The sequence below is a fragment of the Streptomyces sp. NPDC029674 genome, from assembly GCF_044903205.1.
Lineage (GTDB): Bacteria > Actinomycetota > Actinomycetes > Streptomycetales > Streptomycetaceae > Streptomyces.
This window is the reverse complement of the sequence record NZ_JBJDPY010000009.1, coordinates 208,019-233,311: the sequence shown is the minus strand read 5'-3', so window position 1 is coordinate 233,311 and position 25,293 is coordinate 208,019. Positions and strand designations below refer to the sequence as shown.

20 protein-coding genes are annotated in these 25,293 nt (G+C 71.9%); 12 read left to right on the top strand and 8 right to left on the bottom strand.

Features of this window, described 5'->3' with window-relative positions; translation table 11 throughout:
- The first annotated feature begins 88 nt into the window (after positions 1 to 88).
- The 4 genes from ACI2L3_RS22965 to ACI2L3_RS22950 all read left to right on the top strand — a co-directional run bounded on the left by ACI2L3_RS22965 (position 89) and on the right by ACI2L3_RS22950 (position 3,751).
- A complete protein-coding gene (locus ACI2L3_RS22965) occupies positions 89 to 1,027 on the top strand; it encodes a diiron oxygenase (RefSeq protein ID WP_404754242.1) in 939 nt (312 codons plus the stop codon).
- A gap of 125 nt (positions 1,028 to 1,152) precedes the next feature.
- On the top strand, positions 1,153 to 1,878 hold the full coding sequence (locus ACI2L3_RS22960; protein ID WP_404754241.1) for a TetR/AcrR family transcriptional regulator: 726 nt from the start codon (positions 1,153 to 1,155) through the stop codon (positions 1,876 to 1,878).
- Positions 1,879 to 1,912: 34 nt separating this feature from the next.
- On the top strand, positions 1,913 to 2,164 hold the full coding sequence (locus ACI2L3_RS22955) for a hypothetical protein (RefSeq protein WP_404754240.1): 252 nt from the start codon (positions 1,913 to 1,915) through the stop codon (positions 2,162 to 2,164).
- 372 nt (positions 2,165 to 2,536) lie between these two features.
- Positions 2,537 to 3,751 carry a C40 family peptidase gene (locus ACI2L3_RS22950; protein ID WP_404754239.1) on the top strand — a complete coding sequence of 405 codons (1,215 nt, stop codon included), beginning with the start codon at positions 2,537 to 2,539 and terminating at the stop codon, positions 3,749 to 3,751.
- On the opposite strand, the gene ACI2L3_RS22945 is transcribed toward ACI2L3_RS22950, so the two are convergent.
- Genes ACI2L3_RS22945 through ACI2L3_RS22925 form a run of 5 tightly spaced genes read right to left on the bottom strand, consistent with a single transcriptional unit; the run spans position 3,721 to position 9,186 of the window.
- Positions 3,721 to 4,959: a styrene monooxygenase/indole monooxygenase family protein gene (locus ACI2L3_RS22945; RefSeq protein WP_404754238.1), complete on the bottom strand. Its 1,239-nt coding sequence runs from the start codon at positions 4,957 to 4,959 to the stop codon at positions 3,721 to 3,723. The two genes, ACI2L3_RS22950 and ACI2L3_RS22945, sit on opposite strands and share 31 nt — an antisense overlap.
- Before the next feature lie 13 nt (positions 4,960 to 4,972).
- A complete protein-coding gene (locus ACI2L3_RS22940; RefSeq protein WP_404754237.1) occupies positions 4,973 to 5,590 on the bottom strand; it encodes a GTP-binding protein in 618 nt (205 codons plus the stop codon).
- Positions 5,571 to 6,005: a DUF742 domain-containing protein gene (locus tag ACI2L3_RS22935; RefSeq protein ID WP_404754236.1), complete on the bottom strand. Its 435-nt coding sequence runs from the start codon at positions 6,003 to 6,005 to the stop codon at positions 5,571 to 5,573. Before ACI2L3_RS22935 ends, ACI2L3_RS22940 begins: the two co-directional genes overlap by 20 nt.
- Positions 6,002 to 6,574 carry a roadblock/LC7 domain-containing protein gene (locus tag ACI2L3_RS22930; protein WP_404754235.1) on the bottom strand — a complete coding sequence of 191 codons (573 nt, stop codon included), beginning with the start codon at positions 6,572 to 6,574 and terminating at the stop codon, positions 6,002 to 6,004. Before ACI2L3_RS22930 ends, ACI2L3_RS22935 begins: the two co-directional genes overlap by 4 nt.
- A gap of 8 nt (positions 6,575 to 6,582) precedes the next feature.
- Positions 6,583 to 9,186: a nitrate- and nitrite sensing domain-containing protein gene (locus tag ACI2L3_RS22925; protein WP_404754234.1), complete on the bottom strand. Its 2,604-nt coding sequence runs from the start codon at positions 9,184 to 9,186 to the stop codon at positions 6,583 to 6,585.
- A 981-nt stretch (positions 9,187 to 10,167) separates the two neighbouring features.
- Between ACI2L3_RS22925 and ACI2L3_RS22920 the strand changes: the two genes are divergently transcribed.
- Positions 10,168 to 11,013: a protein phosphatase 2C domain-containing protein gene (locus tag ACI2L3_RS22920; RefSeq protein WP_404754233.1), complete on the top strand. Its 846-nt coding sequence runs from the start codon at positions 10,168 to 10,170 to the stop codon at positions 11,011 to 11,013.
- Between the two features lie 452 nt (positions 11,014 to 11,465).
- On the opposite strand, the gene ACI2L3_RS22915 is transcribed toward ACI2L3_RS22920, so the two are convergent.
- Positions 11,466 to 11,954, bottom strand: a complete 489-nt coding sequence (locus ACI2L3_RS22915) for a MarR family winged helix-turn-helix transcriptional regulator (RefSeq protein ID WP_404754232.1) — start codon at positions 11,952 to 11,954, stop codon at positions 11,466 to 11,468.
- 260 nt (positions 11,955 to 12,214) lie between these two features.
- On the opposite strand from ACI2L3_RS22915, the gene ACI2L3_RS22910 reads away from it, so the two are divergent.
- The gene (locus ACI2L3_RS22910; RefSeq protein WP_404754231.1) at positions 12,215 to 13,051 is read left to right on the top strand and encodes a lysozyme; all 837 of its coding nucleotides are present in this window, start codon (positions 12,215 to 12,217) and stop codon (positions 13,049 to 13,051) included.
- A gap of 56 nt (positions 13,052 to 13,107) precedes the next feature.
- Here ACI2L3_RS22910 and lon read toward each other — a convergent pair whose 3' ends face one another.
- Positions 13,108 to 15,522 carry an endopeptidase La gene (gene lon / locus ACI2L3_RS22905; protein WP_404754230.1) on the bottom strand — a complete coding sequence of 805 codons (2,415 nt, stop codon included), beginning with the start codon at positions 15,520 to 15,522 and terminating at the stop codon, positions 13,108 to 13,110.
- A gap of 230 nt (positions 15,523 to 15,752) precedes the next feature.
- Here lon and ACI2L3_RS22900 point away from each other — a divergent pair, with 230 nt between their 5' ends.
- Both ACI2L3_RS22900 and ACI2L3_RS22895 read left to right on the top strand, forming a co-directional pair.
- Complete coding sequence (locus ACI2L3_RS22900; protein WP_404754229.1) at positions 15,753 to 16,787, top strand: methyltransferase; 1,035 nt, start codon at positions 15,753 to 15,755, stop codon at positions 16,785 to 16,787.
- A gap of 191 nt (positions 16,788 to 16,978) precedes the next feature.
- The gene (locus ACI2L3_RS22895) at positions 16,979 to 17,605 is read left to right on the top strand and encodes a GNAT family N-acetyltransferase (protein WP_404754228.1); all 627 of its coding nucleotides are present in this window, start codon (positions 16,979 to 16,981) and stop codon (positions 17,603 to 17,605) included.
- Here ACI2L3_RS22895 and ACI2L3_RS22890 read toward each other — a convergent pair.
- Entirely contained in the window at positions 17,520 to 18,350 is an 831-nt protein-coding gene (locus tag ACI2L3_RS22890; protein WP_404754227.1) for a rhomboid-like protein, read from the bottom strand. The two genes, ACI2L3_RS22895 and ACI2L3_RS22890, sit on opposite strands and share 86 nt — an antisense overlap.
- 186 nt (positions 18,351 to 18,536) lie before the next feature.
- Between ACI2L3_RS22890 and ACI2L3_RS22885 the strand changes: the two genes are divergently transcribed.
- The 4 genes from ACI2L3_RS22885 (at position 18,537) to ACI2L3_RS22870 (ending at position 25,225) form a co-directional block, all read left to right on the top strand.
- Positions 18,537 to 19,214 (top strand): spermidine synthase, encoded by a 678-nt coding sequence (locus ACI2L3_RS22885; protein ID WP_404754226.1) that lies wholly within the window; start codon positions 18,537 to 18,539, stop codon positions 19,212 to 19,214.
- Positions 19,215 to 19,279: 65 nt separating this feature from the next.
- Positions 19,280 to 20,020 (top strand): response regulator transcription factor, encoded by a 741-nt coding sequence (locus tag ACI2L3_RS22880; RefSeq protein ID WP_404754225.1) that lies wholly within the window; start codon positions 19,280 to 19,282, stop codon positions 20,018 to 20,020.
- Positions 20,021 to 20,033: 13 nt separating this feature from the next.
- Positions 20,034 to 21,113 (top strand): ATP-binding protein, encoded by a 1,080-nt coding sequence (locus ACI2L3_RS22875; protein ID WP_404754224.1) that lies wholly within the window; start codon positions 20,034 to 20,036, stop codon positions 21,111 to 21,113.
- Between the two features lie 275 nt (positions 21,114 to 21,388).
- Complete coding sequence (locus tag ACI2L3_RS22870; protein ID WP_404754223.1) at positions 21,389 to 25,225, top strand: multifunctional oxoglutarate decarboxylase/oxoglutarate dehydrogenase thiamine pyrophosphate-binding subunit/dihydrolipoyllysine-residue succinyltransferase subunit; 3,837 nt, start codon at positions 21,389 to 21,391, stop codon at positions 25,223 to 25,225.
- Positions 25,226 to 25,293 lie beyond the last annotated feature (68 nt).

The following is a 25,293-nucleotide window of genomic DNA, read 5'->3' as shown; positions in this document are numbered from 1 at the left end:
AGTCGCGCGCAAGGGATTGACGGCCTTGCTGACAAGCAGTCTCATAAGACTTGACCGCCGGTAACCCCGCGACAAGGCAGGAACAGCCATGACGACCGTGACGGAAGACGTTTCGCTCGACGGCCTGCGGGACGCGCTCGGGCTGCTCAAGGACCGGGAGCAGGTGGCCGCCCGGCTCCTGGAGTCGTCCGCCAAGCACTCCTTCGACCCCGACAAGGAGCTCGACTGGGACGCGCCCGTCGAGGAGGGCAAGTGGTTCTGGCCGCCGGAGCTCGTCTCCCTCTACGACACCCCGATGTGGAAGCGGATGTCCGAGGAGCAGCGGCTCGACCTCGCCCGGCACGAGGCCGCCTCGCTCGCCTCGCTCGGCATCTGGTTCGAGATCATCCTGATGCAGCTGCTCGTCCGGCACATCTACGACAAGTCCGTGACCAGCGCGCATGTGCGGTACGCGCTCACCGAGATCGCCGACGAGTGCCGGCACTCGATGATGTTCGCCCGGATGATCCAGAAGGGCGGCGCCCCGACGTACCCGGTCACGCGCCTCAACCACAACCTCGCGCGCGTCCTGAAGACGGTCTCCACCACCCCCGGCTCCTTCGCCTGCACCCTCCTCGGCGAGGAGATCCTCGACTGGATGCAGCGGCTCACCTTCCCGGACGAGCGGGTCCAGACGCTGGTGCGCGGCGTGACCCGCATCCACGTCGTGGAGGAGGCGCGCCATGTCCGTTACGCCCGTGAGGAGTTGCGGCGCCAGATGGTGACCGCGCCCCGCTGGGAGCGCGAACTCACCCGGCTCAGCTGCGGCGAGGCCGCACGGGTCTTCTCCATCGCCTTCGTGAACCCGGAGGTCTACACGAACGTCGGCCTCGACCGGCGGGAAGCGGTGGCGCAGGTGAAGGCTAGCGGGCACCGGAGGGAGGTCATGCAGGCGGGGGCGAAGAGGTTGACGGACTTTTTGGATGACATTGGTGTGATGCGAGGTGTCGGCCGACGGCTTTGGCGGTCTTCGGGGTTGCTGGCCTAGGGTTCTTCGCTGCGGGTTGTGTGTGGCTGGTCGCGCAGTTCCCCGCGCCCCTGAAGCGCCCCTGCGGGGCGCCCCGGGGTGGTCGCGCCCCCCTGAAGGGGCGCACCCCGAGTTACGCTGCGGGCATGACTTCGCCTGCCGCCACCCCTGCCTACCGTCGCATGAGCGTCGAGGCGCGGCGGCGGCAGTTGCTGGACTCCGCGCTCACCCTCTTCGCGCACCGTGCGCCCGAGGAGGTCAACCTCGACGACGTCGCGGAGGCGGCCGGGGTCTCGCGGCCGCTCGTGTACCGGTACTTCCCCGGCGGGAAGCAGCAGCTGTACGAGGCCGCGCTGCGGTCCGCCGCCGACGACCTCGAGCAGTGCTTCGCCGAGCCGCCGGACGGGCCGCTCACCCGGCGGCTCTCCCGGGCGCTCGACCGGTACCTGGCCTTCGTCGACCAGCACGACACGGGGTTCAGCGCGCTGTTGCAGGGCGGCAGCGTGGTGGAGACCTCGCGGACGACCGCCATCGTGGACGGCGTGCGCCGGGCCGCCGCCGAGCACATCCTCAGCCACCTGGGCGTGCCGGAGCCGGGCCCGCGGCTGCGGATGACCGTACGGATGTGGATCACCGCGGTCGAGGCGGCCTCGCTGATCTGGCTCGACGAGGAGAAGCAGCCGCCGCTCGACGACCTGCGGGACATGCTCGTGGAGCAGTTCATGGCGGTGCTCGTGACGACGGCGGGACGCGACGCGCAGACCGCGGACGTCGTCCGGTGGGCGCTGACCCTGGAGTCGCCGGAAGGACCCGTCGGCGACCTCGCGCGGGGCGTGCTGCCCGTGGTGGCCGACGCGGCGCACCTGCTCTGAGCCCCGTCGCACGTCAGGGTGTGACACTGGGGGCGTGAAGAGCGAAGACACCCCGTTCGTGGGCGGCCCCCTGGACGGCCGGGTCCTCCCGGTCCTCGTCGGGCCGACCGGGCACCCCCCGAAGACATACCGCGTGCCCGTCCCGGACGACGCGGGCGGCCCGCCGACGGTCCTGGTGTACCGCCGCACCCCCACCAGGCCCGGCAAGTGGCACTACGAGTTCGACCCGGAGGGCGACAAGGGGGGCGGCCTGAAGTGGCCGTGGTCCAAACCGGGGCCCCGCTGACCGTGCGCCTCTGCGGGTAGGTCGTGGCCGGTCGCGCAGTTCCCCGCGCCCCTGACCCTGCACCTTCGCCCCGCCCCCCTGAAGCGCCCCGTGCAGGGGGGATTCCAGGGGCGCGGGGAACTGCGCGACCAGCCACCGCCCACCCGCAGGCACAAACGGCGGGACGCGGGGATTTCAGGGGCGCGGGGAACTGCGCGACCGGCCCCCATCCACCCGCAGACGTGAACGACGGGACGCAACCCACCACGCCGACGCCCCCTGCAAGGGTGACCCAGGTTGCGCCGACCGCTCCCGCCGGGAGGCGAACCCCTCGGCCGGGCCTGAAGCTCACCCTGCGCGCAGGAGAGCCCTCCGCGCACCGGAGGTGATGACGTGTCAGACACGCTGCTGCGGTGGGTCTGCACAGGGGCCGCCCTCGGCGCCCTGTGCATGACCGCTCCCCCGGCCCAGGCGGCCCCGACCCCGGAAGGGCAGAGCGTCACCGCCCTCCTGACGGACCTTCACCGGCTCTACCGATCGGCCGAGGAAGCCTCGGAGACGTACAACGCGACCGAGGAGAAGCTGAAGAAGCAGCGAGCCAGGGCGAAGGCCCTGGACGACGCGTTGGCGAAGGCGCGCGCCGCCGTGCGCGACAGCCGGGGCGACGCGGGCCTGTTCGCCCGGCAGCAGTACCAGGGCACCACCGAGCTCTCCCCCTACGTACGCCTGCTGCTCGCCCGCGACCCGCAGCGCGCCCTCGACCAGGGGCACGTGATCGGGCGGGTGGCCGCGGGCCGGGCCGCCACCGTGCAGCGGCTGGTCGGCGGCGAGAAGAAGGCGGACGACCTCGCGAGGGCGGCGAAGAAGGCACTGACCGCCCAGGCCGCCCTCGCCGCACGCCAGAAGAAGCAGCGCGACAAGGTCGAGGGGCAGCTGCGGGAGGTCGAGGAGCTGCTCTCCTCCCTGAGCGCGGACCAGCTGGCCGCGCTCAGGGAGGCGGAGGAGGCGGGCACGGCCGAGGCGCAGGAGGAATTCCTGGCGTCGGGCGCGCTCGGGGAGCCTGGGGCGTACGGAGCGCCCGGGGTATACGGGGCGCCCGGGGCGTCCGGCGCGCGCGGTGGGAGCCCCGCCACCCGGCCCCCATCCCGCCAGGGCGACAAGGCCCTCGACTACGCGGTGCGGCAGATCGGGCGGCCCTACAAGTGGGGCGCCGAGGGCCCGAAGGCGTTCGACTGCTCGGGGCTGACCTCGCGGGCCTGGGCGCACGCGGGCCGGAAGATCCCGCGGACCAGCCAGGAGCAGTGGGCCGAGCTGCGCCGCATCCCCCTGTCGAAGCTGCGCCCCGGCGACCTCGTCGTCTACTTCCGCAAGGCCACGCACGTGGCCATGTACCTGGGCGACGGCAAGGTCGTCCAGGCGCCGCGCCCCGGCGCCCGCGTCAAGGTCTCGCCGATCGCGGCGAACCCGGTGCTCGGGGCGGTGCGACCCGACCCCGGGGGCCGGGCCGTGTCGACGTACACGCCGCCGAAGCTGCCCGAGGGCGCCACCTCGGGCAGCGACCTCGGGTACGGCGGGGGTCAGGCGCCGGGCGCCACCGACTCCAGGTAGGCGGCCGCCTTCTCCGGGTCGAAGAAGAAGTTCTCGAAGTCGGCCGGGTCGTTGAAGCCGTTGGCGAACCGGTCGGCGACCGGCTGCAGCTGGCCGGCCGCGCCGAGGATGTTCAGGACGTGCTCCGGCGGGGCGCCCAGCATGGCGTTGGTCCACTTGGTGACCCACTGGGCGGTGTCCCAGTAGCGGTCGAACGCCGACTGCATCCACTCCGCGTCGAACGGCTTGTCGCCGTGCTCGACGATGGAGGAGATGTACGAGGCGGCGCACTTGGACGCCGAGTTGGAGCCCTGGCCGGTGATCGGGTCGTTGGCGACGACGACATCGGCGACGCCGAGGACCAGGCCGCCACTGGGGAGCCGGCCGATGGGCTTGCGCACGGTGGGGGCGTACCGCCCGGCCAGCGTGCCGCCCGCGTCGGTCAGCTCGACCTTCGTGGCGCGCGCGTACTCCCAGGGCAGGAACTTCTCCAGGAGTTCGAGGGTGAGCGCCAGGTGCTCGCTCGGGTCCTTGACGCCCTGGAAGACGTCGAGCGGCCCGCCGGGGATGCCCTCCCAGAAGAGGATGTCCGCGCGGCCCGACGTGGTGAGCGTCGGCATGACGAAGAGCTCGCCGACGCCGGGCACGAGGTTGCAGCGCACCGCGTCGAACTCGGGGTGCTCGGGGCGCGGGCCGAGCCCGTGGACGTACGCCACCGAGAGCGCGCGCTGCGGCTCCGTGAACGGGGAGCGGGACGCGTCGCGCTCGAACATCGAGACGAGCTCGCCCTTGCCGGCGGAGACGAGCACCAGGTCGTAGGTGCGCGAGAAGTAGTCGAGGTCGGAGACCGCCGCGCCGTGGATGACGAGCTGGCCGCCGCGCTGCGCGAACGTCTCCATCCAGCCGGCCATCTTCACGCGCTGGTCGACGGACTGGGCGTACCCGTCGAGCTTGCCGACCCAGTCGATGACGCGGGAGGAGTCAGGGCCGGCCACGGAGACGCCGACGCCCTCGATCTTCGGGGCCTGCGACTCCCAGAAGTTGGCCTGGATGTCGCGCTCGTGCTGCAGCGCGGTGTGGAACATGCACTGCGTGGACATGACCCGGCCCGACCGGATCTCGTCCGCCGTGCGGTTGGACATCAGGGTGACCTCGTACCCCTGCGCCTGGAGCCCGAGAGCGATCTGGAGCCCGGACTGCCCGGCTCCGACGACAAGTATCTTCCGCATGAGGGTCCTTCTCTTACTCAGGGGTTACGTCGAGCGCGTGGCCGACCAGGGCGAGCAGCGACTCGATGACCGAGATGCGCTGCCGTGCGTCCATGATCAGTACCGGTATGTGCGGCGGCACCGTCAGGGCCTCGCGCACGTCCGCCGGCTCGAACTTCTCGCTGCCGTCGAAGTGGTTGACGGCCACGATGTACGGCAGGCCGCAGCTCTCGAAGTAGTCGAGCGCGGGGAAGCAGTCGGTCAGGCGGCGGGTGTCGGCGAGCACGACGGCGCCGATCGCGCCGCGCACCAGGTCGTCCCACATGAACCAGAAGCGCTGCTGCCCCGGCGTGCCGAAGAGGTAGAGCACCAGGTCGTCGTCGAGCGTGATGCGGCCGAAGTCCATGGCGACCGTGGTGGTCGTCTTCTCCGGGGTCGCGGTCAGGTCGTCGGTGTCGGCGCTCGCCTGCGTCATCAGCGCCTCCGTCTGGAGGGGCGTGATCTCGGAGACGGCGGTCACCAGCGTCGTCTTGCCGACGCCGAAGCCGCCCGCCACCACTATCTTCGTGGCGATCGGGGCGCGTGACCTGTCCGTCTGCCAGGCCTGCAACTGACCCTCGTTGTCGAGGAGTTCAGAGACGGCGGAGTCCACTCAGCACCCTTTCCAGCAGTGCGCGGTCGGGCTGTCCCGGGCCGTGGCCCGTTCCGTACACGCGGATCTTTCCCTGGTCGGCGAGGTCACTGAGCAGTACGCGGACCACGCCGAGCGGCATCTTCAGGAGCGCCGCGATCTCCGCGACCGTACGCATGCGGCGGCAGATCTCGACGATCGCCCGCATCTCCGGCATGACCTTCGACAGCGTGCCCTTGGGCAGTTCGAGGCGCTCGTCGGGCGCTTCGAGCGCCGGGTTGCTGGCCACGAACGTCTCGACGAGCAGGACGTGGCCGAACCTGGTCCGCCCGCCGGTCAGCGAGTAGGGACGCACGCGGGCGGGTTTTCGGTCGCCGCCGCGCTGCGGCAGCTTCGGAGTCTTGGGTGTCTTGCGGCTGCTGCTCCTGCTGCTCATCGGGCGCTCTCCATCGACTGGCGCAGTTCGCTGCGGAGTTCGGGGGTGAGGACGTGCCCGGCGCGGCCGACGAAGAGCGCCATGTGGTACGCGACGACGCTCATGTCGCAGTCCGGGGTGGCGTGCACGCCGAGCAGCGAGCCGTCGCTGATCGCCATCACGAAGAGGCTGCCCTCCTCCATCGCCACCACGGTCTGCTTGACCGCGCCGCCGTCCATCAGCTTGGCGGCGCCGATGGTGAGGGAGCCGAGCCCGGAGACGATGGTGGCGAGGTCCGCGCTGGAACCCTTCGGCCCCGAGGGCTTCGCCGCGGGACGCTCCGCGTTGCGCCCGGGGTCGGAGGAGAGCAGCAGCAGCCCGTCTGAGGAGACGACCGCGACGGAGAGCAGTCCCGGGACCTCCTCCACCAGGTTCGTCAGGAGCCAGTGCAGATTGCGGGCCTCGTGGCTCAGGCCCGCGGACCCGGCCGGTGCGGTGGGTCCGGCCGGTGCCGTGGATCCGGCCGACGCGGTGGATGTGGCGGGTGCGGCGGGTGCGGCGGGTTTGGCGGACGAACTGGGCGTGCGCATGGGCGCAGTCAACTGCTTGCCTCCTCGACTGAGTCCCCCATTACGTCTGCGGCTCGTTCATTCTGGTCCGACGGCTTCGCCGTCTCTTCCCCCGCGCCTTCCCCCGCGATCTCGGCCTCCACGTCCCGTCGGCCGCTGATCGCGCCCTGGTGGAAGCCGCCGAGGCGGCGGCGGAGCGCCTCGGCGTCCACGGCGCCGGCGCGCGGCTTCGGCGCGGCGGCCGCGGGAGCGGTGATCTTCGGGGTGCGCTTGGGCAGGCCCTTGTCGGTGACGCGCTCCCACTTGGGGGGCGCGGGGGTCGACGCGGGCTCCTCATCGGGAGTGGGCTCGGGCGCGGACTCCTCGTCCGGCTCGGGCGCGGACTCCGGCTCCGGCTCCGGCTCCGGGGCGGTGGTCTCCTCCGGCGCCGGGGGCGCGACGAGCTCCATGGTCGTCTCCGCCGAGGGCGAAGGGAGCGCCGTCTCCAGCGTCCGCTCGGCCGCCGCGATCAGCGGGTCCTCACCGGGTGCGCCGGTCAGACGCCCGGGCAGGACGTTGGAGTTGGCCTCGGCCTCGGAGCCCGGCAGGTGGGTCAGGGGCTCACCGGTGCGCGGCGGCGCGACCACGGCGGGCGGCGCGGCAGGCGCGGGCGCGTCCGCGAGGATCCCCTCGGGCAGCACCACGACCGCCGCGACACCGCCCTGCTTCTGCTCCCGCAGTCGCACCCGCGCCCCGTGCCGGGCCGCGAGCCGCGCGACGACGTAGAGGCCGAGCCCGAGCCCGTCCCCGCTCTCCTGGTCGTGCACGGCGTCGGGGTCGAAGTCCGCGAGGCGGGCGTTGAGCTCCCGCATCCGGTCCTGCGGGACGCCAATGCCCTCGTCCTGGACGGAGAGCATGACCTCGCCGTTCTCCAGGAGCCAGCCGGAGACCTCGACGGAGGCGTCCGGCGGCGAGAACGACGTCGCGTTCTCCAGGAGTTCGGCGGTGAGGTGGCTGATGTCGTCGGCGGCGAACCCCGCCACGTGCGCGTGCGGCGGCAGCGTGGCGATGCGAACGCGCTCGTACCGCTCGATCTCGGAGACCGCGGCGCGGACGACGTCGACGAGCGGGACCGCGCCGGGGTGCTGGTGGCCGTGCTCGGCGCCGGCGAGGACCAGGAGGTTCTCGCTGTGCCTGCGCATGACCGTGGCGAGGTGGTCGAGCTTGAAGAGGGTGGCGAGCCGGTCGGGGTCCTGCTCGCGGTCCTCCAGGTTCTCGATGACGGCGAGCTGGCGCTCGACCAGGCCGAGGGTGCGCAGGGCGAGGTTGACGAAGGTGCCGTGGATGGACTGGCGCACCTGCTCCAGGTGCGCGGAGGCCTCGGCGAGCTCCTCGCGCAGCGCCGCGCGCTCGTCGGCCATGGACTGCCGCTGCCCGATGAGGTGCTTGCGGTCCGATTCGAGGGTGGCCAGGCGCTCGGTGAGGGCGGCCGCGTGGCCGTGCAGCGCGTTGACGGAGCGGACGACCTGGGCGAACTCGTCGTCGCGGCCGGTGAAGCGGATCGGCTCCTGGGGCGCGGGCTCGGTGGCGAGGCGGGCCGAGCCGAGGCGCAGGACGGCGAGCGGGCGGGTCAGCGAGCGGGCCGTGCCCATGGCGAAGCCGACCGCGAGGAGCAGGCAGACGCCGACGAGCGCGATGCGGATCTCCAGCGCCGTGACGTCGTCGTCGCGCAGCTGGGCGAGGTGCTTGGTGCGCTCGACGCCGAGCGCGGACTCGGCGCCGCGCATCGTCTCGATGCGGGCGGACAGTGCGGCGTCGACCTTCTTGCGGTCGTAGCGCCGCTCTTCTGCGGAGAGCGTGGGCTGGTCGGTGAGGCGCTCGAGGTACTTCTCGGCGGCGCTGACCTCGGCGCCCGTGACGGTCGACTCGTACGTGGCGCGGGCCGGGTCGCCCGCCGCGTCGCGGAAGTCGGCGAGCGCGGCGAGCTCGCGGACGCGGGCCTGCTGGGCGGCGCCGCTGAGCTCGTCGCGGCGCTTGGCGTCGGCCGGGGCCTCCTCGGTGCCGGTGGTGGGCAGGCCGGTGACGGGGTCGACGGCGGGGGTGCCGGTGGGGCGCGGCAGGGAGAGGGCGGCGAGGAGCAGGCCGCGGGTGGCGGCGGCCTGTTCGACGGCGTGGTCGAGGTCGGCGAGGGCGAGGGCGCCCTTGTTCGCCTCCGGGGGCAGCTGCTCGGCGAGGTCGCGGGTGAGGCCGTGGAGTTCGGCGATGACCTTGGTGTACGCCTCGTGGGCTTCGAGAGCGGTGCTCTTGCCGGTGAGCGCCGCTCTGCGCACGGCGGCGATGTCGGCGAGGTCGGCTCGGAGCGCGGCCGGCGCGTCGGCGCCGCGCAACTCGTCGACCTGCCGGTCCACGCGGGCGCTGCGGCTCTCGGAGAGCCCCCTGCCCTGCGGGCGCCCGGCGGCGATGAACGCCGTGACCTCGTCCCGCTCGTCCGCGAGGGAGTGGCCGAGCGAGACCGCCTGCTGGGTCTGCTCGGCGAGCGTCACCAGACTCTGGGTGTCGTTCAGCCGGTCGGACGCCGCGATGACGGCGGGCGCGCCCGCTCCCGCGACGGTGGCGGCCACGACCGCGACGGCGACAATCAGCCGATTGCGCACGCGGGCGGTGGGCGCCTTGTTGACCGGGGGCGCCGGGGCGGGGGGCGTCGGGGCGGGGGCGTCGGGGGCGGCTGCGGCTGCCTTGCCGGCGGGGGCGGGGGTTTTACCGCCCGGAGCGGAGGCCTGACCGCCAGGAGCAGTGGCCCGACCGCCAGGAGCGGAGGCCTGACCGCCCGGACCGGTGGCCCGACCGCCAGGGGCGGCTGCCTGGCCCGCGAGGGCGGAGGCCTGACCACCCGGAGCGGAGGCCTGACCACCCGGAGCAGTGGCCCGACCGCCAGGAACGGTTGCCTGACCGCCAGGAGCGGAGGCCTGACCGGCAGGAGCGGCTGCCTTGCCCGCGGAGGCGGAGGCCTGACCGCCCGGACCGGAAGCCTGACCGCCAGGGGCAGTGGCCTGGTCGGCAGGAGCGGCAGCCTGGCCGGTAGGGGCCCCGGCCTTCGCGCCCGCTTCGCCTTCGCCCGCGCCCGCGGAGGGAGTCGTTCCCGGCGACGGAGCGGTGCCCGGGGCCGTGCCCTCCGGCGCATGCTCGGTCGGAGTGGTCGCGCCCGGCGTGGCCCCTTCAGGGGCCGTCTGCTTGCCTTTGCGCCGAGGCCGCATCTTCTGCACCGGTGCTCGCATTCTCGTTTTCGTCTGCCCTTGGGCCCGGGTGACGACCTGTCAACACACGAGCGCTCCCCCGGTACGGCTCCTGACCCTTCCAGTGCCGGTGAGTGGCGGTCGCGCATCGCCTGGCCGGCCACCCGAAGGAGTGAACATCGGCGGGGAGTTGGCGGGCAAGTCCCGGCACGACCGGTGCGGGGCCCGTCCGGTGCGCCGGTTGGACGTCTCCGATCCGCTTTGGCAGGATGCGCCGCCACACCCGCGTCGGAGGTGATCATTCCGGTCGAATTCCGGCGCGGCGCCCGGTCGTACGAGCCGGTCCGGCGCCTCTTCACGGCTTCTGGCGGACCTTGTGAAGGCCTCGTGCAGACTGGCCGGATGCGTATCGAACTCGCCACCGAACCCGGCGACCCCGCACGCCCCAACGAGGACTACGCGGCGGTCGCGCTTCCCGCGTCCGGACAGGGTGGTTCGCTCGTCCTCCTGGACGGTGTGACACCGCCCGAGGGGTCGGTGGGCTGTCCGCATTCAGTCCCCTGGTTCACTTCGCGACTCGGTGGCGCGCTGGGCGAACTGTCCGTTTCACGCCCGGATATGACGCTCACTGAGATCCTCGCGGCCGCCATCTCGCGTACCGCCGAGTCGCATGGTTCAACCTGTGACCTTTCTCACCCGCGCACCCCTCAGGCAACGGTCGTGCTCGTGCGGTGGGACGCGGACCGCGTCGAGCATCTGGTCCTCTCCGACTCGGCGCTCCTCGTGGCGAGCCCCGGCGGCGAGGTGACCGCCGTCCTCGACCGCCGCCTGGCCGAACTGCCGCCCGCCGTCCGCGCCCTGCGCGACGAGGTGCGCGCGCTGCCCCGGGGTTCGGCCGAGCGGGACACGGCGGGCCGGGCCTATGCGGCCGCGGTCGAGGCGCTGCGCAACGCGGAGGACGGCTTCTTCACGGCCGCCGCCGACCCGTCGGCCGCCCTGCGCGCCGTGACGGGCGAGACGCCGCGGGCGGAGGTCACGGCGGTGGCGGCGCTCACCGACGGGGCCGGGCGGTGGGTCGAGACGTTCCGCGAGGGCGACTGGGCCGACTGCTTCGCGCTGCTGCGCAAGCAGGGTCCGCAGCATCTGGTCGACCGGGTGCGGGAGTTGGAGCGCGCGGATCCGGACCGCCTCGCCTTTCCGCGCGGGAAGCGGCACGACGACGCGGCGGTGGTGTACGCGGAGCTGTGACACGGCTCCGCGGGGCCCGGGCCACGCGCGAGGCATGCGCGTACGGCTGAGGCAGGTCACGCGCCAGGCGTGTACGTGCGACTGAGGCCCGGGTCACGCGCCAGCCATGCGCGTACGACCGAGGACCGGGTCACGCGCCAGGCATGCGCGTACGACCGAGGCCCAGGTCACGCGCCAGGCGCGCGCGTACGACCAAGGCCCAGGTCACGCGCCAGCCATGCACGTACGACCGAGACCCAGGTCACGCGCCAGCCATGCACGTACGACCGAGACCCAGGTCACGCGCCAGGCATGCACGTACGACTGAGACCCAGGCCACGCGCCAGCCATGCACGTACGACCGAGGACCGGGTCACGCGCCAGGCATGCGCGTACGACCGAGGCCCAGGTCACGCGCCAGGCATGCACGTACGACCAAGGCCCAGGTCACGCGCCAGCCACGCACGTACGGCTCACGAGTCCGCGCTCGCGTTCAGTCGCCCGAGCAGCCTGGCGAGTTCGGCGACCTCCGCCCGGTCCCAGCTCGCGAGGCGGCGTACGTAACTGGCGCGGCGGGCGGCGCGCACCGTCCGGAAGCGGGTGCGGCCGTCGGGCGTGAGCCGGATGAGCCAGGCGCGCCCGTCGGCCGGGTCCGGCTCGCGGGAGACCAGGCCGAGTTCCTCGAGCGCCCGCAGCTGGCGGCTCATCGTGGCCTTGCCGACGCCGATGAAGGCGGCGAGGTCGGTGGCCCGCTGCGGGCCTGAGTCGTCCAGGCAGACGAGCAGCCCGTACGCGGCGGGTTCCAGGTCGGGGTGGACCTGGCGGGCCATCTCGCCCGACGAGGCCCGCGCACGGCGCAGCAGGAGCGACAACTCCCGTTCGAGGGAGAGGAACTCCTGGTCCTCGCCCTGCTTGACGTCTCCCCGCGCGCCGCGCTCCACGCCCTCTTCTGCAGCACCCATGTCGTCGCTTTCCCGATCCTGAAAGTTATCGCCGGAAGGCTCTCGCGCCGCGGCCGTGGCGGCAGCGGCCTGACCAGTATTTCGCAAGGTGGAGACGGTCCCGCTCAGCGGGCACCGCCACAGGAGTGGACCAACGGCATACCTCTGGCCCTCTTCCGCGGGGGCGGTCTACGTGCGTAGCTTTCAAGTGACATGTTCACACCACTGGACATGTCGCAAGGTCCCCCCAGCGCACCACCGAGGCCTTCGGAGGCATACCCATGCCCGTGCACAGACCCGGACCTGCCCGCCGCTCGCGCTTGTCGCCGGCGGGGGTTCTCCTCGCAGCACTCTCCGCCCTCTCCCTCCTCCTGGCGCTCCCCACGGCGGCTCAGGCGGCGGACGACGTCCCGCCGCGCGGCTCCGCCCGCCTCGGCCAGGGCGTCATCGAACACGACGGCCAGGGCGGTCTGCCCAGCGGCGGCGGCGCCACCCAGACCGAGGGCGTCGACGTCAGCAGCCACCAGGGCAACGTCGCCTGGTCCACGCTGTGGAACAGCGGCGTGAAGTGGGCCTACGTGAAGGCCACCGAGGGGACGTACTACAAGAACCCCTACTTCGCCCAGCAGTACAACGGTTCGTACAACGTGGGCATGATCCGCGGCGCGTACCACTTCGCGACGCCCGACACCACGAGCGGCGCCGCCCAGGCCAACTACTTCGTGGACAACGGCGGCGGCTGGTCGCGCGACGGCAGGACGCTGCCCGGCGCGCTGGACATCGAGTGGAACCCGTACGGGGCGGCCTGCTTCGGCAAGTCCCAGTCCGGGATGGTCAGCTGGATCCGTGACTTCCTGAACACCTACAAGGCCCGCACCGGGCGCGACGCCGTCATCTACACCGCCACCAGCTGGTGGAAGCAGTGCACCGGCAACTACGCCGGCTTCGGCGCCAGCAACCCGCTGTGGATCGCCCGCTACAACACCAGCCCCGGTGAACTCCCGGCAGGCTGGGGCTTCCACACCATGTGGCAGTACACGTCGTCGGGCCCGACGGTCGGCGACCACAACAAGTTCAACGGCGCCCTCGACCGGGTGCAGGCGCTCGCCAACGGCTGAGCGCGCGACGGTGGCCGCCCCGGACGTCCCGGGGCGGCCACCGTTCTCCGCGGCGCCTACGCGGCGGCCGGGATCTTCACCTCGGCCTCGGTGAGGGCGAGCTCCAGCACCTGGCGCACGTCCGTGACCGCGTGCACGTCCAGCTTCTCCAGGACCTCGGCGGGCACGTCGTCGAGGTCCGCCTCGTTCCGCTTCGGGATGATCACCGTGGTGATCCCGGCGCGGTGCGCGGCGAGCAGCTTCTGCTTGACGCCGCCGATCGGCAGGACGCGGCCGGTCAGCGAGACCTCACCGGTCATCGCCACGTCCGTGCGGACGAGCCGCCCGCTGAGCAGCGAGGCGAGGGCCGTCGTCATCGTGACGCCCGCGCTCGGACCGTCCTTGGGCACGGCGCCCGCCGGGAAGTGGATGTGCACGCCGCGCTCCTTCAGGTCGGCGACGGGCAGCTCCAGCTCCGCGCCGCGCGAGCGCAGGAAGCTCAGCGCGATCTGCGCCGACTCCTTCATCACGTCGCCCAGCTGGCCGGTGAGCGTGAGCCCCGAGGCGCCGGTCTCCGGATCGGCGAGCGACGCCTCCACGAAGAGCACGTCGCCGCCCGCCCCGGTGACCGCGAGCCCGGTCGCCACGCCCGGCACCGCCGTGCGCCGCTCGGCCGGGTCCTGGGCGGACTCGGGCACGTGCCGCGGCCGCCCGAGCAGACCGCGCAGGTCGTCGTCGGTGACGGTGAACGGCAGCTCCCTGTCGCCCAGTTCGTGCTGGGCCGCGACCTTGCGGAGCAGCCGCGCCACCGACCGCTCCAGGTTGCGGACGCCCGCCTCGCGCGTGTACTCACCGGCGAGCTTGCGCAGCGCGCTCTCGTCGAGGGTGACCTCGTCCTTCTCCAGGCCCGCCCGGTCGAGCTGGCGCGGGAGCAGGTGGTCGCGGGCGATGACGACCTTCTCGTCCTCGGTGTAGCCGTCGAGGCGGACGAGCTCCATGCGGTCGAGCAGCGCCTCCGGGATGGCTTCGAGGACGTTGGCGGTGGCGAGGAAGACGACGTCGCTCAGGTCCAGCTCCACCTCCAGGTAGTGGTCCCGGAAGGTGTGGTTCTGCGCGGGGTCGAGGACTTCGAGGAGGGCGGCGGCCGGGTCGCCCCGGAAGTCCGAGCCCACCTTGTCGATCTCGTCGAGGAGCACCACCGGGTTCATCGACCCGGCCTCCTTGATGGCCCGCACGATGCGTCCGGGCAGCGCCCCCACGTACGTACGGCGGTGGCCGCGGATCTCCGCCTCGTCCCGCACGCCGCCGAGCGCGACCCGCACGAACTTGCGGCCCATGGCGTGCGCGACGGACTCGCCGAGCGAGGTCTTGCCGACGCCGGGCGGGCCGACGAGGGCCAGCACGGCGCCGCCGCGGCGCCCGCCGACGACCCCGAGGCCGCGGTCGGCGCGGCGCTTGCGCACGGCGAGGTACTCGGTGATGCGCTCCTTCACGTCATCGAGGCCCGCGTGCTCGGCGTCGAGGATCCGCTGGGCGCCCTTGATGTCGTACTCGTCCTCAGTGCGCTCGTTCCACGGCAGTTCGAGGACGGTGTCCAGCCACGTCCTGATCCAGGAGCCCTCGGGCGACTGGTCGCTCGCGCGCTCCAGCTTGTCGACCTCCTTGAGGGCGGCCTCTCGGACCTTCTCGGGGAGATCGGCGGCCTCGACGCGGGCGCGGTAGTCGTCGGACTCCTCGCCCTCCTTCTCGCCGTTGATCTCGCGCAGCTCCTTGCGGACGGCATCGAGCTGGCGCCGCAGCAGGAACTCGCGCTGCTGCTTGTCCACGCCCTCCTGTACGTCCTTGGCGATGGACTCGGCGACGTCCTGCTCGGCGAGATGCTCGCGCAGCTGCTCGGTGGCGAGCTTCAGACGGGCGACCGCGTCCTCGGTCTCCAGGAGCTGGACCTTCTGCTGAGTGGTCAGGAACGGCGAGTATCCGGAGTTGTCGGCGAGCGCGGAGACATCGTCGATCTGGGTGACCCGGTCGACGACCTGCCAGGCGCCGCGCTTCTTCAGCCAGCTGGTGGCGAGCGCCTTGTACTCCTTGACGAGCTCGGTGACGGCGCCGGGCAGGGGGTCGGGCACGGAGTCCTCGACCTGCTGTCCCTCGACCCAGAGGGCGGCGCCGGGACCGGTCGTGCCCGCGCCGATGCGCACGCGGCTCCGGCCGCGGATGAGGGCGCCCGGGTCGCCGTCGGAGAGCCGGCCGACCTGCTCGACGGTGCCGAGGACGCCGGTCGCGGCGTACGTCCCGTCGATGCGCGGAACAAGCAGCACCTTCGGCTTGCTGTCGCCACTGGAACGGGCGGCGGCCTGCGCGGCCTCCACCGCGGCGCGCACGTCGGCGTCGGACAGGTCGAACGGAACCACCATGCCGGGCAGGACCACCTCGTCGTCGAGCGGCAGCACAGGCAGAGTGAGCGGTGTGTACGAGGTGGACTCAGTAGCCATGATCTCCCCTTCGGCATTCAAGTTGAGCTGTATCGACTCAATGGTTATGAGCTACTGATTGTTCCCCGGTCCGTGTTCGCTCTGAGCGATCACGGAAAAGTACGGAAAAGTGCTCCGGGGCCCCCTGGCTCGTTATGGCTCGTTCCGGTCACGCGTCTCCCCCATGCCGTTCCCTCCCGGCCGTCCCCTTGGGACCGTGGACCTCCGACTCTCACGGAGGGGATTCCAAGGTGGACACACCCGAGAACGGTGACGGCGGCGTGCGGGACGTCACCGGGCAGCTCGTGGACCACGCACTGGGGCATCTCTTCTCGGCGGCGCTGCGCACGGCGGCGCTCTGCCGGGTGGCCGACCACCTCGCGGCGGGCCCGCGCACCGCCGAGCAGCTGGCCGGACCGACCGACACCCACGCCGGGCACCTCCGCCGCGTCCTGCGCTACCTCGCCACACGCGGTGTGTTCCGCGAGGACGCGGCGGGCTCCTTCCACCTCACCCCGCTCGCGGACGCGCTCCGCACCGACGTGCCGGACTCCTTGCACGCGGCGGTCGTGATGCTCACCGACCCGGCGTTCCAACGGACGTCGGCGGGCCTTGAGGAGACGGTGCGCAAGGCGGGCCCGTCCTTCGAGCGGGTCTTCGGGAAGCCGTTCTTCGCGTACCTGGCCGGGGACCCCGCGCTGCGGGAGCTCTTCGACAGCGGCATGTCGTCGCTGTCGGGTCCGGTCGACGCGGTGATCGCCGGGACGTACCCCTTCCCGGAGAAGGGCACCGTCGTCGACGTCGGCGGCGGCCGCGGCGGACTGATCCGCGCGGTCCTGCGGGGCCGGCCCGGCCTGACCGGCGTCCTCTTCGACCAGGCGCCCGCGGTGAGCACGCACGTCCTCGCCGGGGACGAGGAGATCCGGGGCAGGTGGCGGGCCGAGTCCGGCGACTTCTTCACCGGGGTCCCGGAGGGCGGCGACATCTACGTGCTCAAGCACGTCCTGCACGACTGGCCGGACGCCGACTGCGTACGGATCCTGCGCAACTGCCGCGCGGCGATGGCCCCGGACACCCGCCTCCTGATCGTCGACTGCGTCCTGCCCTCCGGCAACGAACCCCACATCGGCAAGACCCTGGACGTGGCCATGGCAGCGATCGTGGACGGCCAGGAACGCACGGAGGACGAGTTCGCCGCCCTGCTCGTCGGCGCGGGCCTACGACTGACCCGCATCCTGCCGACGGAGGCGTTCCCGTCGATAGTGGAGGCGGTAACGGCGGCCTGAGCCGAAGACGCCCCTAAGGGGCGCGGGGAACTGCGCGACCAGCCACACCCAACCGGCACCCGACACCGAAACAGGCGGCAGCCCATGGCGGCCAAGGCGCAGAGCACCAGCCGGGCGAGGGGGACGCGCCGCTCAGGTGCGCGGACGCCCCTGGCTCAGACCGTGAAGATCAACAAGTGCAGAATGACCGCATGTCGACGACAAACGCCCCCGAGGCGGCCCGCCCCACCCCGCACCCCGCGACCCTCGACGACGCCGCGACGATCGGCCGCACCCTGGCCCTCGCCTTCGACGACGACCCGATGATGCGCTGGTTCTTCCCGGACGCGGCCACCCGCGAGGCGGGCCTCGGCCGCTACTTCGCCACGCTCCTCACCCGGCAGTACGGCCGCCACGGCGTCTGCGAGCAGACCGCCGCGGCGGCCGCGTTCTGGGTGCCGCCGGGCGCGCAGGACAAGGCCGTGCCCGACGCGGAGACCGTCGAGGAACTCGCGGAGATACTCGGCGACCGGGCCCCGCTGTTCCGCGAGGCCACGGCGGCCGCCGCCGGACACGGCCCCGAGGAGCCGCACTGGTACCTGGCGGTGCTCGGCGCCGACCCCGCCGCGCAGGGCCAGGGGCACGGAGCCGCCCTCCTGCGCTCGGGCCTCGCGCAGGCCGACGGGGCCGGGCTGCCCGTTTACCTGGAGTCCTCCAAGGCGGACAACCTGCCCTTCTACGGGCACTTCGGCTTCACGGTGCTCGGCGAGGTGCGACTGCCGGGCGGCGGTCCGACCCTGTGGGCGATGCGCCGCGCGCCGCGCCAGGACGGCGCCTGAGCAACGGCCAGGTGGCGACGCCGACAAGCAGCGCGAGCAGGTGCCCCCAGTTCGTCATCGGGTCGGTGAACGCGAGCAGGTCGTCGATCAGCATCCCGCCGAAGGCGATCAGGACGGGCCAGCGCAGCCACGGCGTGAGCAGCCCCGCGAGCGCGCCGACGCTGGCGGCCACGCCGAAGCTGATGCCGTAGTCGAGCCGGTGCAGCGAGCTGTCGGGGAGGTGGCCCGCAAGGACGGAGAAGCCGACCGGCACCTCCGTCGCGAGCGTGGCGACGACATGGCCGAGGAGGAAGACGCCGGCGGTGCGCAGTCCGCCGATGCGCCGCTCCAGGGCGGTGAGGACCAGCAGGAAGCCGATCGCGTACGGGGACGTGATGCCGCCCGCGATCCACAGGGCGCTCGCGACGAGGACGAGGACGGGGCTGTGCGCGAGGTGCGCCACGTCGGTGCTCGACCCGTGGAGGAGCGTTTCCACGAGGTCGGGATCGCCGTACTGGGTGAGCAGCGAGGTGGCCGCGAGCACGAGGGCGTACCCGAAGGTGAAGGGCGTGCCGGTGGGGGTGGGCAGGAGCAGCCAGGGGCGGAGGAGGCGCCGGGTGGGCGCACCGGGGGCGCGTCCCCGCACCGCCTGCTCGTGGCCCTCTCCCGGCGGGGGCCGACGCGTCGACTGCCGCGGTATGCCGCTCAGGGTGCCCGGCGTCTCCGCGTCGGACGCGGCCCCGGCGGGCCGCACGCTCTGGTTCACGGGTGAGGCGCTCCTTCCGTCCCACTCCACCCTTTGCCCTTTTTTCGAGCGTTGTCTATGACGGGCGCCACGTGAGGTGCGTCTCACAGCAACCTGTGGGGTGACTTCTGCGTTGCCGGGGGTCCCGGCCGTCCCGAAAGCCGGATCCGCCCACCGGAAACCGGCACGGAAAATACGCTGACGTCCATGCACACCCACACCACCGCCCCCGTCGTGCTCGACCGGCGCGAGGGCCCTCACGGCGAGGTCGTCCTGCGGCGCCACGGTGAGCTGCTGCAGATCATCGCCAACGGCTGTTTCCTGATGGACACGTCCGACGGCCGCTCCGAGCGCCTGCTCGTCGACGCGGCCCGCGACGCCCTCGACGACCGCCCGTCCCCCGCCCTCCTCATCGGCGGCCTCGGCGTCGGCTTCTCCCTCGCGCACGCCGTCGCGGACCCCCGCTGGGGACGCGTCGACGTCGTCGAGCGGGAGGCGGCGATCATCGGCTGGCACCGCGAGGGCCCCCTCGCCGAACTGTCCGGAGCGGCGCTCGCCGACCCACGTGCGCAAATTCTTCACACGGACCTCGTCGCGCACCTCTTCGGCACCGGGGACACGTACGACGCGCTCTGTCTCGACATTGACAACGGCCCCGGCTGGACGGTGACGGAGGGCAACAACTCCCTTTACTCGCCTGCCGGTCTGGCCGCCTGCAAAGCCCGTCTGAACCCCGGCGGAGTGCTCGCCGTGTGGTCCGCCCAGCCCTCGTCCGCTTTCGACGACGCTCTACGGAATGCCGGATTCCAGAGGGTACGAACCGAAGAGATCCCCGTTGCCCGAGGCGTCCCGGACGTGGTCCACCTCGGCGTCCGGGCTGCGTAGCCGAGGTGCCTTCGCGCCCCGTACTCTGCTGACCGAACACAAGCGATCAGTGTCAGGGGCGGGCGATGGAGCAGACACACACCTCCCAGAACGGCGCCACGGCGGCGACGCCGGGCGCCCAGCGCCGGGTGCTGGTGGTCGAGGACGACCCGACGATCGTCGACGCCATCGCCGCCCGGCTGCGGGCCGAAGGTTTTGTTGTGCAAACGGCCGGGGACGGCCCTTCGGCGGTCGACACCGCCCAGGCCTGGCAGCCCGACCTGCTGATCCTCGACATCATGCTGCCGGGCTTCGACGGCCTGGAGGTGTGCCGCCGGGTGCAGGCCCAGCGGCCCGTGCCGGTCCTGATGCTCACCGCGCGTGACGACGAGACGGACATGCTGGTCGGGCTCGGGGTCGGCGCCGACGACTACATGACCAAGCCGTTCTCCATGCGGGAGCTCGCCGCTCGCGTGCACGTTCTGCTGCGCCGCGTCGAGCGGGCCGCGCTGGCCGCGACGACGCCCCGCAGCGGCATCCTGCGCCTCGGCGAGCTGGAGATCGACCACGCCCAGCGGCGTGTGCGGGTGCGCAGCGAGGACGTACACCTGACGCCCACGGAGTTCGACCTGCTGGTCTGCCTGGCCAACACCCCGCGCGCCGTCCTCTCCCGCGAGCAGCTGCTCGCGGAGGTGTGGGACTGGGCCGACGCGTCCGGCACCCGCACCGTCGACAGCCACATCAAGGCGCTGCGCCGGAAGATCGGGGCCGAGCGGATCCGCACGGTCCACGGCGTGGGCTACGCCCTCGAGACCCCGACGCCGTGAGGCCGGTCCTGCCGTGAGCGGGCCCTTCGGAGAGCTGCGGCCGTTCTCCATCAAGACCAAGCTCGGCGCCCTCGTGGTCGTCTCGGTGTTCATCACCACGGGGCTGCTTTTGGTGGCCATGAAGACCGAGACGGAGCTGCGCTTCATCACCGTCTTCTCGGTGATCGCCACGCTCCTCATCACGCAGTTCGTGGCGCACAGCCTCACCGCCCCGCTGGACGAGATGAACGCGGTGGCCCGCGCCGTCTCGCACGGCGACTACACGCGCCGGGCACGTGGCGCGGACCGGCGCGACGAGCTGGGCGACGTGGCCTCCACGATCAACGCGATGGCGGACGACCTGGAGGCCCAGGACACCCAGCGCAAGGAGCTCGTCGCCAACGTCTCGCACGAGCTGCGCACCCCCATCGCGGCGCTGCGCGCGGTCCTGGAGAACGTGGTCGACGGCGTCTCCGCCGCCGACCCCGAGACGATGCGCACGGCCCTGAAGCAGACCGAGCGCCTGGGCCGCCTCGTCGAGACGCTGCTCGACCTCTCCCGCCTGGACAACGGCGTCGTACCGCTGAAGGCCCGTCGCTTCGAGGTGTGGCCCTACCTGTCGGGCGTGCTCAAGGAGGCCAACATGGTGGCCTCCGCGCGCGCGGGCATCGCGTCGGGCTCCGGCAGTCACACGCGTACGGACGTCCATCTGCACCTCGACGTCTCGCCGCCGGAGCTGACGGCCCACGCGGACGCGGAGCGCCTCCACCAGGTCGTGGCCAACCTCATCGACAACGCGGTCAAGCACAGCCCGCCGCACGGCCGCGTGACGGTGCGGGCCCGGCGCGGGCCCTACCCCGAGTCCCTGGACCTGGAGGTGCTCGACGAGGGCCCCGGCATCCCTGAGTCGGAGTGGCACCGCGTCTTCGAGCGGTTCAACCGGGGCAGCCACGCGGGCGCCCCCGTGAAGGGCTCCGGCAACGACGGCGGGACGGGGCTCGGCCTCGCCATCGCGCGCTGGGCGGTCGATCTCCACGGTGGCCACATCGGGGTGGCCGAATCCCCTCGCGGCTGCCGCATCCAGGTCACTCTTCCGGGCCTGCCCGAAGCGTGAAGTTGACGTAAGGTTCGAGTCGAAGCGATTCGTGGGTGCCGTTCCTGGGCACTCGGGTGCCGCCGCCGCGCGTAGACGTCCCCCGGACGTACCCGCGCGGCCATCTCGCGTTGCGGAACCTCGCTTGTTTCCCGCCATTTACAGCGCCGAAACCAGGGTCCCGGTGTGACTTACGCGACGGATGCCGGGCCCGGTCTGCACCTCGCGGCTTCGGAGGCGTAGCCTTTATTTCCGCTGTCCATCACCTTGTGAAGCGGAAGAGGGCGGTTACCGCCGTGTCGTCACAGTCCCCCAGTAGCTCGAGCATCTCGACCGACCAAGACGGGCAAGGCAAGAGCCCTGCTGCTGCCTTCGGTCCCAATGAGTGGCTCGTCGACGAGATCTATCAGCAGTACCTCCAGGACCCGAATTCGGTCGACCGAGCCTGGTGGGACTTCTTCGCCGACTACAAGCCAGGGTCGGGCGCTTCCGTAGCCGCCGCCCCGGCGAAGCCGGCGGGTGACGCGGCCGCGGGGGCCGCGGCCACCGCTCCCGCCGCACCGACGGCCGAGGCCGCTCCGGCTCAGGCCGCCCCGGCCAAGACCGCACCCGCGACGCCCGCCGCACCGGCTGCCAAGCCCGCGGCCGCGCCGCAGGCCGCCCCCGCCGCGAAGCCGGCCGCCGCCGCTCCGGCCCCCGCCGCCAAGCCCGCCGCCGCGAAGCCCGCGGCCGCCAAGGCTGAGCCCGCGGCCGAGGCCCCGGCCGGTCCCGAGTACGTGACGCTGCGCGGCCCGAGCGCCGCGGTCGCGAAGAACATGAACGCCTCGATCGAGGTCCCGACGGCGACGTCGGTCCGCGCGGTCCCGGTGAAGCTGCTCTTCGACAACCGCATCGTCATCAACAACCACCTCAAGCGCGCCCGCGGCGGGAAGATCTCCTTCACGCACCTCATCGGGTACGCGATGGTGCAGGCCATCAAGGCCATGCCGTCGATGAACTACTCCTTCGTGGAGAAGGACGGCAAGCCGACCCTGGTCAAGCCGGAGCACATCAACTTCGGCCTCGCCATCGACCTGGTGAAGCCCAACGGCGACCGCCAGCTGGTCGTCGCGGGCATCAAGAAGGCCGAGACGCTGAACTTCTTCGAGTTCTGGCAGGCCTACGAGGACATCGTCCGCCGCGCCCGCGACGGCAAGCTCGGCATGGACGACTTCACCGGTGTGACGGTCTCCCTGACCAACCCCGGCGGCCTCGGCACCGTCCACTCGGTCCCGCGTCTGATGCCCGGCCAGTCGGTCATCATGGGCGTCGGCTCGATGGACTACCCCGCGGAGTTCCAGGGCACCTCCCAGGACACCCTGAACAAGCTCGGCATCTCGAAGGTCATGACGCTCACGTCGACCTACGACCACCGGGTGATCCAGGGCGCCGCCTCCGGCGAGTTCCTGCGCATCGTCGCGAACCTCCTCCTCGGTGAGAACGAGTTCTACGACGAGATCTTCAAGGCGCTCCGGATCCCCTACGAGCCGGTCCGCTGGCTCAAGGACATCGACGCCTCGCACGACGACGACGTCACGAAGGCCGCCCGCGTCTTCGAGCTGATCCACTCCTACCGCGTCCGCGGCCACGTCATGGCCGACACGGACCCGCTGGAGTACAAGCAGCGCAAGCACCCCGACCTGGACATCACCGAGCACGGCCTCACCCTGTGGGACCTGGAGCGGGAGTTCGCGGTCGGCGGCTTCGCCGGCAAGTCGATGATGAAGCTGCGCGACGTTCTCGGCGTGCTCCGCGACTCGTACTGCCGCACCACCGGCGTCGAGTTCATGCACATCCAGGACCCGAAGCAGCGCAGGTGGCTGCAGGACCGCATCGAGCGGACCCACGCCACCAAGCCCGAGCGCGAGGAGCAGCTGCGCATCCTGCGCCGGCTGAACTCCGCGGAGGCCTTCGAGACCTTCCTGCAGACGAAGTACGTCGGCCAGAAGCGGTTCTCCCTGGAGGGCGGCGAGTCCGTCATCCCGCTGCTCGACGCCGTGCTCGACAGCGCCGCCGAGTCGCGCCTGGACGAGGTCGTCATCGGCATGGCCCACCGCGGCCGCCTGAACGTCCTCGCCAACATCGTCGGCAAGTCGTACGCCCAGATCTTCCGCGAGTTCGAGGGCAACATGGACCCCAAGTCCATGCACGGCTCCGGCGACGTGAAGTACCACCTGGGCGCCGAGGGCACCTTCACCGGCCTGGACGGCGAGCAGATCAAGGTCTCGCTGGCCGCCAACCCGTCCCACCTGGAGACGGTCGACCCGGTCATCGAGGGCATCGTCCGCGCCAAGCAGGACATCATCAACAAGGGCGGCACGGACTTCACGGTCCTGCCCGTCGCCCTGCACGGTGACGCGGCCTTCGCGGGCCAGGGTGTGGTCGCCGAGACGCTGAACATGTCGCAGCTGCGCGGCTACCGCACGGGCGGCACGGTCCACATCGTCATCAACAACCAGGTCGGCTTCACCGCCGCCCCGGAGTCGTCGCGCTCCTCCATGTACGCCACCGACGTGGCCCGCATGATCGAGGCGCCGATCTTCCACGTGAACGGCGACGACCCCGAGGCCGTCGTCCGCGTCGCGCGCCTCGCCTTCGAGTTCCGGCAGGCGTTCAACAAGGACGTCGTCATCGACCTCATCTGCTACCGCCGCCGCGGTCACAACGAGTCGGACAACCCGGCGTTCACGCAGCCGCTGATGTACGACCTGATCGACAAGAAGCGCTCGGTGCGCAAGCTCTACACCGAGTCCCTCATCGGTCGCGGCGACATCACCCTCGAAGAGGCCGAGCAGGCGCTGCAGGACTTCCAGGGCCAGCTGGAGAAGGTCTTCACCGAGGTCCGCGAGGCCGTCTCGCAGCCCGCGCAGGCCGACGTGCCCGCACCGCAGGCCGAGTTCCCGGTCCACGTCGACACCGCGATCTCCCAGGAGGTCGTCAAGCGGATCGCCGAGTCCCAGGTCAACATCCCCGACCGGGTCACCGTCCACCCGCGTCTGCTGCCGCAGCTGCAGCGCCGCGCGACGATGGTCGAAGAGGGCACGATCGACTGGGGCATGGGCGAGACCCTCGCCATCGGCTCGCTGCTCCTGGAGGGCACCCCGGTCCGTCTGTCGGGCCAGGACTCCCGCCGCGGCACGTTCGGCCAGCGCCACGCGGTCCTCATCGACCGCGCGACGGGCGAGGACTACACGCCGCTGATGTACCTCTCCGAGGACCAGGCGCGCTACAACGTCTACGACTCGCTGCTCTCCGAGTACGCGGTGATGGGCTTCGAGTACGGCTACTCGCTGGCCCGTCCCGAGTCGCTCGTCATGTGGGAAGCGCAGTTCGGTGACTTCGTCAACGGCGCGCAGACGGTGGTGGACGAGTACATCTCCGCCGCCGAGCAGAAGTGGAACCAGCACTCCGGCGTCACGCTGCTCCTGCCGCACGGTTACGAGGGCCAGGGCCCGGACCACTCGTCCGCCCGCATCGAGCGCTTCCTCCAGCTGTGCGCGCAGAACAACATGACGGTCGCCATGCCGACCCTCCCGTCGAACTACTTCCACCTCCTGCGGTGGCAGGTGCACAACCCGCACCACAAGCCGCTGGTGGTCTTCACCCCGAAGTCGATGCTGCGCCTCAAGGCGGCGGCCTCGAAGACGGAGGAGTTCACGACGGGCGGCTTCCGTCCGGTCATCGGCGACAGCCACGTCGAGGCGTCGGCGGTCCGCAAGGTCGTCTTCTGCTCCGGCAAGCTGTACTACGACCTGGAGGCCGAGCGGCAGAAGCGCGGCGCCACGGACACGGCGATCATCCGCATCGAGCGGCTGTACCCCCTCCCGGGTGCGGAGCTCCAGGCGGAGATCGCCAAGTACCCCAACGCCGAGAAGTACTTGTGGGCGCAGGAGGAGCCGGCGAACCAGGGCGCGTGGCCCTTCATCGCCCTCAACCTCATCGACCACCTGGACCTGGCGGTCGGCGCGGACATCCCGCACGGCGAGCGCCTGCGCCGCATCTCGCGGCCGCACAGCTCGTCCCCGGCGGTCGGCTCGGCCAAGCGCCACCAGGCCGAGCAGGAGCAGCTGCTCAGCGAGGTCTTCGAGGCGTAAGCCTCACCGGCCGTACGTGGGTGGGCCCGGCCCCCGAGTTCTTCTGGACTCGGGGCCGGGCCCACCGG

Bases quoted from the DNA above. Each gene is read 5' to 3' on its own strand.
- ACI2L3_RS22965 (WP_404754242.1), top strand. From the start codon at position 89: ATGACGACCGTGACGGAAGACGTTTCGCTCGACGGCCTGCGGGACGCG.
- ACI2L3_RS22960 (WP_404754241.1), top strand. From the start codon at position 1,153: ATGACTTCGCCTGCCGCCACCCCTGCCTACCGTCGCATGAGCGTCGAG.
- ACI2L3_RS22945 (WP_404754238.1), bottom strand. From the start codon at position 4,959: ATGCGGAAGATACTTGTCGTCGGAGCCGGGCAGTCCGGGCTCCAGATC.
- ACI2L3_RS22935 (WP_404754236.1), bottom strand. From the start codon at position 6,005: ATGAGCAGCAGGAGCAGCAGCCGCAAGACACCCAAGACTCCGAAGCTG.
- ACI2L3_RS22930 (WP_404754235.1), bottom strand. From the start codon at position 6,574: ATGCGCACGCCCAGTTCGTCCGCCAAACCCGCCGCACCCGCCGCACCC.
- ACI2L3_RS22920 (WP_404754233.1), top strand. From the start codon at position 10,168: ATGCGTATCGAACTCGCCACCGAACCCGGCGACCCCGCACGCCCCAAC.
- ACI2L3_RS22915 (WP_404754232.1), bottom strand. From the start codon at position 11,954: ATGGGTGCTGCAGAAGAGGGCGTGGAGCGCGGCGCGCGGGGAGACGTC.
- ACI2L3_RS22910 (WP_404754231.1), top strand. From the start codon at position 12,215: ATGCCCGTGCACAGACCCGGACCTGCCCGCCGCTCGCGCTTGTCGCCG.
- lon (WP_404754230.1), bottom strand. From the start codon at position 15,522: ATGGCTACTGAGTCCACCTCGTACACACCGCTCACTCTGCCTGTGCTG.
- ACI2L3_RS22895 (WP_404754228.1), top strand. From the start codon at position 16,979: ATGTCGACGACAAACGCCCCCGAGGCGGCCCGCCCCACCCCGCACCCC.
- ACI2L3_RS22885 (WP_404754226.1), top strand. From the start codon at position 18,537: ATGCACACCCACACCACCGCCCCCGTCGTGCTCGACCGGCGCGAGGGC.
- ACI2L3_RS22880 (WP_404754225.1), top strand. From the start codon at position 19,280: ATGGAGCAGACACACACCTCCCAGAACGGCGCCACGGCGGCGACGCCG.